13 protein-coding genes are annotated in these 9,680 nt (G+C 66.0%); 12 read left to right on the top strand and 1 reads right to left on the bottom strand.

Going from position 1 to position 9,680, the window contains the following annotated elements; translation table 11 throughout:
• From E1263_RS40715 to E1263_RS40670, 10 genes are all read left to right on the top strand, one after another.
• The coding region (locus E1263_RS40715) for a transposase (RefSeq protein WP_165956932.1) at positions 1–235 on the top strand (235 nt) is incomplete at its 5' end.
• A gap of 298 nt (positions 236–533) precedes the next feature.
• Complete coding sequence (locus E1263_RS40710) at positions 534–947, top strand: SRPBCC domain-containing protein (RefSeq protein WP_132177546.1); 414 nt, start codon at positions 534–536, stop codon at positions 945–947.
• Positions 948–952: 5 nt separating this feature from the next.
• Positions 953–1,867, top strand: coding sequence for a TatD family hydrolase (locus E1263_RS40705; protein WP_132177544.1), 915 nt, complete (start codon positions 953–955; stop codon positions 1,865–1,867).
• Positions 1,868–2,482: a nitroreductase family protein gene (locus E1263_RS40700; protein WP_132177542.1), complete on the top strand. Its 615-nt coding sequence runs from the start codon at positions 1,868–1,870 to the stop codon at positions 2,480–2,482.
• Positions 2,483–2,698: 216 nt separating this feature from the next.
• Entirely contained in the window at positions 2,699–3,808 is a 1,110-nt protein-coding gene (locus E1263_RS44195) for a resuscitation-promoting factor (RefSeq protein ID WP_132177540.1), read from the top strand.
• Positions 3,809–3,834: 26 nt separating this feature from the next.
• Positions 3,835–4,725 (top strand): 16S rRNA (adenine(1518)-N(6)/adenine(1519)-N(6))-dimethyltransferase RsmA, encoded by an 891-nt coding sequence (gene rsmA / locus E1263_RS40690; protein WP_132177538.1) that lies wholly within the window; start codon positions 3,835–3,837, stop codon positions 4,723–4,725.
• Positions 4,726–4,742: 17 nt separating this feature from the next.
• A complete protein-coding gene (locus tag E1263_RS40685) occupies positions 4,743–5,675 on the top strand; it encodes a 4-(cytidine 5'-diphospho)-2-C-methyl-D-erythritol kinase (protein ID WP_132177536.1) in 933 nt (310 codons plus the stop codon).
• A gap of 146 nt (positions 5,676–5,821) precedes the next feature.
• Positions 5,822–6,832 carry a GTP-binding protein gene (locus E1263_RS40680; protein ID WP_132177534.1) on the top strand — a complete coding sequence of 337 codons (1,011 nt, stop codon included), beginning with the start codon at positions 5,822–5,824 and terminating at the stop codon, positions 6,830–6,832.
• A gap of 37 nt (positions 6,833–6,869) precedes the next feature.
• Positions 6,870–7,691, top strand: coding sequence for a hypothetical protein (locus E1263_RS40675; RefSeq protein ID WP_132177532.1), 822 nt, complete (start codon positions 6,870–6,872; stop codon positions 7,689–7,691).
• 189 nt (positions 7,692–7,880) lie between these two features.
• Entirely contained in the window at positions 7,881–8,360 is a 480-nt protein-coding gene (locus tag E1263_RS40670; RefSeq protein WP_165956931.1) for a DUF2199 domain-containing protein, read from the top strand.
• 159 nt (positions 8,361–8,519) lie between these two features.
• On the opposite strand, the gene E1263_RS40665 is transcribed toward E1263_RS40670, so the two are convergent.
• Positions 8,520–8,948, bottom strand: coding sequence for a hypothetical protein (locus tag E1263_RS40665; protein ID WP_132177528.1), 429 nt, complete (start codon positions 8,946–8,948; stop codon positions 8,520–8,522).
• A gap of 139 nt (positions 8,949–9,087) precedes the next feature.
• Between E1263_RS40665 and E1263_RS40660 the strand changes: the two genes are divergently transcribed.
• Positions 9,088–9,360, top strand: coding sequence for an Imm32 family immunity protein (locus E1263_RS40660; RefSeq protein WP_132177526.1), 273 nt, complete (start codon positions 9,088–9,090; stop codon positions 9,358–9,360).
• A partial coding sequence (locus tag E1263_RS43920) for a hypothetical protein (RefSeq protein ID WP_238162025.1) occupies positions 9,341–9,680 on the top strand: 340 nt, incomplete at its 3' end. The genes E1263_RS40660 and E1263_RS43920, both read left to right, overlap by 20 nt.

Raw genomic sequence — 9,680 nt, 5'->3', positions numbered from 1 at the left:
TGGCCAGACCCACCGCCACCGCCTCAACCGAGGCGGCGACCGGCAAGCCAACAAAGCGCTCTACGTGATCGTCATCAGCCGACTCCGCCACGATCCACGCACCCAGGCCTACGCAGCGAAACGCACCGCCGAAGGCCTGTCAAAGAAAGACATCATCCGCTGCCTCAAACGCCTCATCGCCCGCGAGATCTACTACCTCCTACGCCAACCAAACCCCAAGCCAACCGCTGCTTGACATCCATAGGAGCATCCAAGCGCCCGCGACCGGGGTTTCCGCGCCTCGCCTGAGCGTGCGGACCGGGTTGCCGGCAGGTTGGTGAGTGTCGGCGGTCCGCTCGACTCGGTCAGCGCGCGACAGCCACCCTCGAGCACCCACCAGTCACCGGCCACCGGCCGAAACGCCTGAACCGTGCTCAAGGCCGCGGGCCCATCCCACTTTGAGCACCCATCGGCAGGTAGCACTCCCCAACTCCCGCGAGTCGGTTGACGCGTTTGTACAAGCGTGCGGGCGGCGGGGGTTCTACGGTCGGGGGATGGCTGACTATCTGGCGAGTGCTGAGATCGACATTGATGCGACGCCCGAGCGGGTGTGGGAGGTGCTGATCAATCCGCCGCCGTCCTTGTGGTTCGGGGCGGCGGTCTCAAGCGACTGGGCCGTGGGGAGTCCGATCACCTGGAGTGGTGAGTGGGAGGGCAAGCCGTATGAGGACAAGGGTGAGGTTCTTGAGGTCGAACCCGGGCGGCTGCTGCGGTTCACCCACTTCAGCCCGCTGACCGGCAAGGACGACGTACCGGAGAACTACCACACGCTGACGTGGTCGCTCAGCGGTTCGACCCACCTGACGCTGACGCAGGACAACAACGCGAGTGCCGAAGAGGCCGAGCACTCGCGCGGTATGTGGGCTCAGCTGCTCGGCAAGGTGAAGGACGCTGCCGAAGTAATCTAAGCCGCATGGGTGCTGAAGGTGTGGAGGTAGCTCGGCCGACGCGGGAGCGGGCGGCGATTGGTGAGGACGGGCGGTCGCGGGATCGGACCAGGCCGGTGCTGCCGGATCCGTTGCCGATGAGCGTGGTTGATGCGCACTGCCATCTGGATATTGCCGATGGTGAGGACGGCGCCTGGCTGAGCCCGGCGGAGGCGATCAAGCTGGCGGCTTCGGTGGGTGTCACGCGGATCGTGCAGGTTGGTTGCGACCTGCCGGGGTCGGCGTGGGCGGTCGAGGCGGCGACTCAGTATCCGAACCTGATCGCCGGCGTCTCCCTGCACCCCAACGAGGCTCCGAAGCTGAAAGCGGCGGGCGAGCTCGACAGCGCGCTGGCCGAGATCGAGCGGCTGGCGCAGAGTTCACCGAAGGTCCGGGTGATCGGTGAAACCGGTCTCGACTATTTCCGGACCGGTGAAGACGGTCGCGACGCGCAGCACGAATCGTTTGCCGCGCACATCGAAATGGCCAAGCGTCTCGACAAGACCTTGATGATCCACGACCGCGACGCGCACGACGACATTCTGAAGATTCTCGATCGCGAAGGTGTCCCGGATCGCCTTGTCATGCACTGTTTTTCGGGTGACACCGAGTTCGCGCGCGAGTGCGTCAACCGCGGTGCGTTCCTGAGTTTCGCCGGCGTGATCACCTTCAAGAATGCCAACTCGCTGCGCAATGCGCTCGCCGTGACGCCGCTCGACCGCGTGCTCGTCGAGACCGATGCGCCGTACCTGACGCCGTCTCCGCACCGCGGGCAGCCGAACGCGTCGTACCTGATCCCGCACACCGTCCGGAAGATGGCCGGCACCTTGAACATCTCGGTCGCCGAACTGTGCGAAGCACTCAACAAGAATGCGGATCGCGCGTTCGGGGGGACCTGGTAAATGGAGTTCAGTGAGGTGGTGCGCAAGCGCCGGATGGTCCGGAATTACGACCCGGACCGCCCGATCCCCGGCGAAATCCGCGAAAGGATCCTGGAAAACGGTCTCCGGGCCCCTTCCGGCGGGTTCACCCAAGGCTGGGCGTTCCTCACTTTGGAAGGCGCGGACCGGGAGCGGTACTGGGAAATCTCGGCCGCAGACCTCGATCCGAAGTATGTGGAATGGGTCACAGGGCTGCGCCGGGCACCGCTGCTGATTCTGGCCTTCGCGCACAAGGCCGCGTACCTCGATCGGTACACCGAATCCGACAAGGGCTGGACCGACCGCGACGAGGCCCGCTGGACCGCGCCGTACTGGTACGTCGACACCGGTATGGCGTCGTTGCTGATGCTGCAGACAGTGGTCGACGAAGGCTTGGGTGCATGCTTTTTCGGGCCTCCGGCCGACAAAGTGCCGGCCCTGCTGACCGAGTTCGGCGTACCCGAAGGCTTCGAGCTGGTCGGCCTGATGTCGGTCGGATACCGGGCCCCGGACAAACGTTCGCCATCCCTGAAAAGAGGACGCCGTACGACGGCCGAAGTCGTCCATCGGGGGCAGTGGGGCAACCACGGGGTGTAGTGGGCTCATTACACCTTTTGCCGACTCGCCGACCAGAGGATTGGCGCTAGCGCGACTTCTTCGTTATGATCTCGTGATGTTGGCCGGGATCGGGGAAGATGCCGGACAGCACGCCCCTCGGCGTCGATCAAGGTCGCCGGACCACAAGTCCGGAGACTGTGACCGCTGCCAGTGCTGTCCCACCTCGTGCTCGGGTAGACCTACCTGGGAGCTTTAGTGCGTAAGTCCATCATCGCCGCTGTCGGTCTGACAGCCGCGATTGCCGTCGTGGGTGGCTCCGTGGCCTACGCCACGAAGAGCAAGACGGTCAGCCTCTCCATCGACGGTCAGGTGCAGAAGGTCCACACCTTCGGCTCCACCGTCTCCGACGCCCTCAAGGCCGAAAAAGTTCAGGTCGGTGACCACGACGTGGTCGCGCCGGCGATGGACTCGAAGCTGCAGGACGGCCAGGAGATCGCGGTGCAGTACGGCCGCCAGCTGACCGTGAACGCCGACGGCGTCAAGAAGGCCTTCTGGACGACGGCCGACACCGTCTCCGAGGCGCTCGCCGACCTGGGCCTTCGCTATGACAGCTCGGCGTTCTTCTCCACCAGCCGCAGCGCCCCGCTCGGGCGCGAGGGACTGGACCTGGTCGTCAAGACCCCCAAGACGGTCTCGATCGTCCGGCAGGGCAAGGCGGTGACCTCGAAGCTGATGGTCGCGACCGTCGGTGAGGCTCTGACCGCCGCGAAGATCGCGTGGGACAAGGACGACAAGATCACCCCGGCCCCGGCCACCGTGCTGAAGACCGGTGTGAACACGATCGGCTACGTCAAGGTCGACCTCAAGCAGGTCACCAAGACCGAGAAGATCGCCTTCGGTAGCGACAAGACCGAGTCGGCCACGCTCCTCGAGGGCACCAAGAAGGTCGATGCCGCGGGCAAGAACGGTTCCAAGACCGTCACCTACCTGTACACGTACCTGGACGGCAAGCTCAGCGCCACCAAGGTCGTCACCAGCAAGGTTCTCACCGAGGCCGTCGACGAGAAGGTCACCGTCGGCACCAAGGAGAAGCCTGAGGCCGAGGATCCGCCCGCGAGCGGTAACGCCGGCGCCTGGGACCGGATCGCACAGTGTGAGTCCGGTGGCAACTGGGCCTCCAATACCGGTAACGGGTACTACGGTGGTCTGCAGTTCGGCAGCAGCACCTGGGCCGCCTATGGTGGCCGGACCTACGCGCCGAACGCCCACCTGGCGAGCAAGGCCCAGCAGATCGCGATCGCCGAGAAGGTTCGTGCAGCCCGCGGTAGCTACGCTGACTGGCCGGTCTGCGGCAAGAAGGCTTAACGTCGCTTGTCTGCGAGACTGACGAGGTGACCTCGTCTGATGCATCCACTTCAGCCGGACCGAGACTGCTCGGTCCGGCTGAAGTGCGTTCACTCGCCGCCGCGCTCGGCGTCCGCCCGACCAAGCAGCGCGGCCAGAACTTCGTGATCGACCCGAACACGGTCCGGCGGATCGTTCGCACCGCGGAGCTGGCCGACGACGGCGAGACCGTGCTGGAGGTTGGGCCGGGGCTCGGGTCGCTGACGCTGGCACTGCTTGCCGCGGGCCACCGAGTCACCGCAGTCGAGATCGACCACGTGCTGGCGACCGCGCTCCCGGACACGATCGCGACGTACGCGCCTGATCAGGCGGCTGCGTTCACAGTGGTCGAGGCGGACGCGATGACGGTCACCGCTGACCAGATCGGCGATCCGACGGCTTGCGTGGCCAACCTTCCGTACAACGTCGCCGTACCGGTCCTGCTGCATCTCCTGGCGGTCTCGCCGTCCCTGCGGCACGGGCTGGTGATGGTCCAATCCGAGGTTGCCGACCGGCTGGCCGCCGGGCCCGGTTCGCGCACGTACGGCGTACCGTCCGCCAAAGCCGCCTGGTACGCCGAGGTGCGGCGCGCCGGACCGGTCGGGCGGAACGTGTTCTGGCCGGCTCCGAACGTCGACTCCGGGCTGGTCGCCTTCGAGCGGCGGGAGCCACCGGTCACCGAGGCCTCGCGGGAAGAGGTCTTCGCGGTGATCGAGGGCGCGTTCTCGCAGCGCCGCAAGACCCTCCGCTCGGCGCTGGCCCGCTGGATGCCCGACCGTGCGCAACTCGACGAGGTGTTCCGGATCACAGGGATCGACCCGGGGCTACGCGGAGAGATGCTGGGAATCGCCGAGTTCGCCGCACTGGCAGGCGCAGCTCACTCCGTATCGGCTACCTAATGCCCTAGGCTGCGGCCGTGTCTCCTTCTGCTGAGGTGACGGTGCGGGCGCCGGCCAAGATCAATCTGGGTCTGTCGGTCGGTCCGCCGTTGCCGGACGGCTTCCATCCGGTGGCCACGGTCTACCAGGCCGTGGCGCTGTACGACGACGTGACCGCCGTACTGCGTGAGGACGACTCCGCGATCTCGGTCGAGGTCGCGGGTGACTTCGCGGACGAGGTCCCGACCGACGAAAGCAACCTCGCGGTCCGGGCGGCGCGCCTGCTGCAGACGGAGTATGACGTCGAGGAAGGCGTCGAACTCACGATCCGCAAGACCATTCCGGTCGCGGGTGGTATGGCCGGCGGCTCAACCGACGCCGCCGCCACGCTGGTCGCGTGCAACCGCCTGTGGGGCCTGCAGTTGTCGCAGACCGAGCTGCAGGGACACGCGGCCGAGCTGGGCAGCGACGTACCGTTCTGCCTCGTCGGTCACACCGCGCTCGGCCGCGGGCGCGGCGAGCAGGTCACCGAGGTCATGTCTCGCGGCGTCTTCCACTGGGTCTTCGCCATCGCCGACGGCGGCCTGTCGACGCCCGCGGTCTACTCAGAACTAGACCGCCTCCGGCCCCTTCGCCGAGTCGAACCACCCCAGGTCCGCCCCGAGCTCATCACCGCCCTGCTCTCCGGCCGCCCCGAAGCGCTCGCCATTGCCCTCAGCAACGACCTCCAGGCCGCAGCCCTCTCGCTCCGCCCCGAGCTCGGCGACACCCTCCAATTCGGCCTCGACCAAGGCGCCCTCGCTGCCATGATCTCCGGCTCCGGTCCCACCTGCCTCTTCCTCGCCGCCGACTCCCGCTCCGCCGTGGACCTGGCCGTAGAACTGGCCGCCTCCGGCCTCTGCCGCATGGTCCGCCAAGCCGAAGCCCCCGTCCCCGGCGCCCGAATCCTCCCGGCCTCCGTCTCCCGCTGAAAACCGGTGGCGGCCCGTTGGGGCCGGTGCTAGCTTGCTGATGACCCATCAGTTGGAGAAGGAGAACGGCATGCGGTGCTCAGTGATCTGCCTGACCAGGACAGTTCACTTCGAAGCACACGCGAGGACCGTTGAACTCTTTGACGATGGGTATTGTGGCGCATGTCGACGCCGGTAAGACCAGCCTGACCGAGCGGCTGCTGTACGCCGCCGGCATCATCGACCACGTCGGCCGGGTCGACGACGGCGACACCCAGACCGACTCCATGGACCTGGAACGGCGCCGGGGCATCACCATTCGCTCCGCGGTGGTGTCGTTTGCACTGGGCGACCTACCGGTCAACCTGATCGACACTCCCGGCCACTCGGACTTCATTGCCGAGGTTGAACGCGCGCTGTCCGTGCTGGATGGCGCCGTACTGGTGGTTTCTGCGGTCGAGGGCGTTCAGGCGCAGACACGGCTGCCGATGCGGACGTTGGTGCGCCTGCGGATCCCAACCCTGCTGTTCGTGAACAAGATTGACCGCGTCGGCGCTCGGTACGACTCGCTGCCTGCCGACATCGACCGCTTGCTGACCCCGAACGCCTTGCCGATGACGTCGGTGGTGGATCTGGGGACCCGCGCGGCGACGGTCGCTCCGGTCGCCGCGCGGGGGTTCGATGAGTTTCTTGCCGAACGCAACGACATGTTCCTGCGGCGCTATCTGGACGACGACCTTCTCCCGCTCGACTATGAGGACGAGCTTCGTCGACAGGTTGCCTCGGGGCGTGCTCATCCCGTCTACTTCGGCTCCGCGATGACCGGAATCGGCGTACCGGAACTGATCTCCGGCATTCGAGCTTGGTTGCCTGTGTCATCTTCTGTAGCTGAAAAGCCCTTGCAGGCAAAGGTGTTCAAGGTGGAGCGTGGTTCGGCCGGACAGAAGCTGGCCTCCGCGCGAATCTTCGCCGGCACCCTGACCGCCCGCTCGTACGTCGACGTGCATCCCGTCGACGGACCGGCGTACCAGGTTCGTCCGAGCGCAATCGACCTGTACGACGATGGTGCCCGCCGTACCGTCTCCTCGGCGCAGGCCGGGCAGATCGTGGCACTGCGCGGCCTGAAAGACATCCGGATCGGCGACCAGATCGGCGTACCAGCCGTTGCAACCCCTTGAACCACGCCGAATACCTCAACCACCTGAACGGCCGCTGATGAATCCCTGGCCCTACCTCGCCGAGCGCGCTCAGATGTCTGGCGCAGACACCTCTGACGAACACGTGCGTTGGCGGATCTACCAGAAGGCCCTGTACGACGCGGACCGCGAACCGCTCCGCGAGGCAGTCCGCACCGAGGCAGACCCCAGCCTGGCGATCACTGTCGTTCTCGCAGCCTTCACCCATGACTGGGAAGGCCGTCACACGTGGCTGGAACTCCTGCCCGAGAAGTACCGCGCCTACCCTGCTCAGCGCCTGGCCGACCTCGAAACCCTTGAGCCGTTCGAGGCCACCCCTCACCATGTCGTGATCGACAACCTGGCGTCCTGGACCGACTGGCTGCAGCGCCGCGTCGTCATCGCCACCTTCGAACCCGCCGTCCTCCAGGCGTTGGCCACCGACGGTCGCACCAAGCGCGTCCGATCCACGGCCGGCCAACGGCTGACCGCCGTACAGGCTGCCCACCGAGATCCCCTGACCGCGCTCCGAGCCATCATCAGAACCATTCAGCAGACGTGCAACGAAACCCTCGTCGACGCCACAGTCCTCGAGACCGGGATGGAACGAGCCCTCGACCTCATCCACCGGCAGCCCACCCACAGGCACCGGTTCGAGTCCGAGCTGAGCTCCCTCCTCAATCCCATCGAGGCGGGGACCAGCGACCTCATTCCGTACCTGATGCACGAGCTCCGCTGGCCCGCCGTACAAACCGCAATCACCAACCACCTCGCGGCGCCCGCCAACGTCAGTTACGTCCGCCAGTACGAGGCAATGCTCGATGCATTCACCGAAGCCGGGCGGGGCGAGCCGACCAGTTGAAGGATCGCGGCCGCTATGTACTCCCAGGCCATCACAATTGAGCGAGGATGGCATCCCCAGGCGTGAGCTCGTCGAGCGCGTGCAGATGTGATGGCCTGGCGGTCCGGCTGACTGCTTCCGCGCCGGCATCTGGCTTCAGGAACCTGCCAATGCGGCGCGGAACGGAGACAGCCGCGAGAGGGTATGAGCATGTCTGGAGAGACTTGTAGTTGTGGGCGGGCGATCGATGGGGCGCACGCGAACCTGCGGTTCATGGTGCCGGATCCGGTGTTGGAGTTGCCGGAGGCGGAGGGGACGCCCGGGACGTGGCTGAGTCATGCGACGGCCCGGGAATCCGTGATGATGCAGGTGCCGGACCTGGGGCCGTTCGTTCGGGTGCTGCTGCCGATTCAGCTGGATAAGGGCCACACGCTCACGTACGGCGTTTGGCTGGCGGTCAGTCCGGATGACCTGCAACGGACGTTCGCGGTCTGGTGGGAACCCGAGTACGCCGACCTGCGCCTCGACGGATTCTTGGCCAACGCGATTCATCCGTGGGGACTACTCGGCGTACCGGTGACTGCCACCGTCCGCGACCCGGACGAGACGCCGTACCTGACCGAGTCCCCAGATCCGCTACTGACCAGAGTCCTGACAGACACCTGGCCACACGAGGAAGCCGTGCGCTGACGATTCATCGGTGTCCAACGTCCGAGCTGGATCGGGGAGCAAAACCAACCGGGATCGACGGGTAGAACTCCCCAGCTTCCGCCGTTCCACCGGCAGGCGGCGTGGAACGCAACAGCGCCCGAAGTCTGTGGGGGACTTCGGGCGCTGGTGGGGTAGGGGTCAGTTCTTGGTGATGGTGAGGGCCTGCTGCTTGGTGACGACGCCGGCTACGGCGACGCGGAAGAAGTTCTTGCCGAGGCGGGATGTCTTCACGTAGACCGAGTAGGTGCCCTTCGAGGTGACCTTGGTGGTCGCGGGGAAGTTGACCCACTTCTTGCCGTCGAGGCGCTGGACCTGGACCGTCGTGTTCTTCGCGATGCCGGTGGTCTTGCCGAAGTAGCGGACCTTGGCGCCGACGGGGATGATCCAGTCGGTGGCTTCGATGGTGACGGTCTTCTTGACCGCGGCGGTGGAGGTCGTGGCGGCGGTGGGCCTGACGTCGGCGCTGGCGGTGGTGGCGCCGACGATTCCGACGACTGCACCCGCGGCGAGACCGAGGCCGGCGGCGGTGGCGGTGATCCGGCGAACCAGCTGAGAACGAACGCGCATGATGTTGATTTCCCCTCGTGTGCAAAGGCTCCCAGTGAGCCCGCCGCCCATAGAGACGCCGCCGTTCGCCGAATAGTTGGATCACAGGCTGGTCACAAACCTCTTCCCGCCAGTCGATGCCTCCGGCAACATGTGAAGGGTGCTGGTTTCGATAGAGGTGCCTGAGTACGACGTTGAGCGCGGACTGACGTTCGAGTGGGACGACGGGTTCGTCATTGAAGTCGATGTCTCGGGGACCGAGGTGGTGGTATCGGCGAACCGGGCCGGGCTCGTTTCGTTGGCACGGCATCTGCTCGTGCTGGCCCAGGACGGCGTACCGAGTGGGCATCACGTGCATCTCACGGCGGACCAGGAGATCGAGTCGCCCGTCGACCTGGTGCTGGAGCGACGAGATGCGGTACTTGGTGGCTGAGCGGGAAGTTGCCGGGATGTTGGTGGGGACTGTTGGGGCATCGGTGACGCGGACGCTTGATATGGGGGAGGTGGGGTTTCTGTGCGCTGATGGGGATGAGGTGCGGTGGCACCTGCAGTGTCCGTTTCGGGTTGTGCACGACCGAGCGGTGATCTTGGGGTCGGCAGACATGTTGTATCCGGAGACCGGCGACAGGGCTCAGGCGTTCGCTGAGCAGGCGACTGTTTTTGATGCTCGGGCGAAGCTGGTGACGGAGATTTTGGAGGGGATGTCGCCGAAGGTAGTCGGGGTTGAGGTGGGGACGGCGGGGTGGTTGGTGG

The organism is Kribbella antibiotica (genome assembly GCF_004349055.1).
Classification (GTDB): Bacteria; Actinomycetota; Actinomycetes; order Propionibacteriales; family Kribbellaceae; genus Kribbella; species Kribbella antibiotica.
This window is presented reverse-complemented; position numbering and strand designations above follow the sequence as displayed.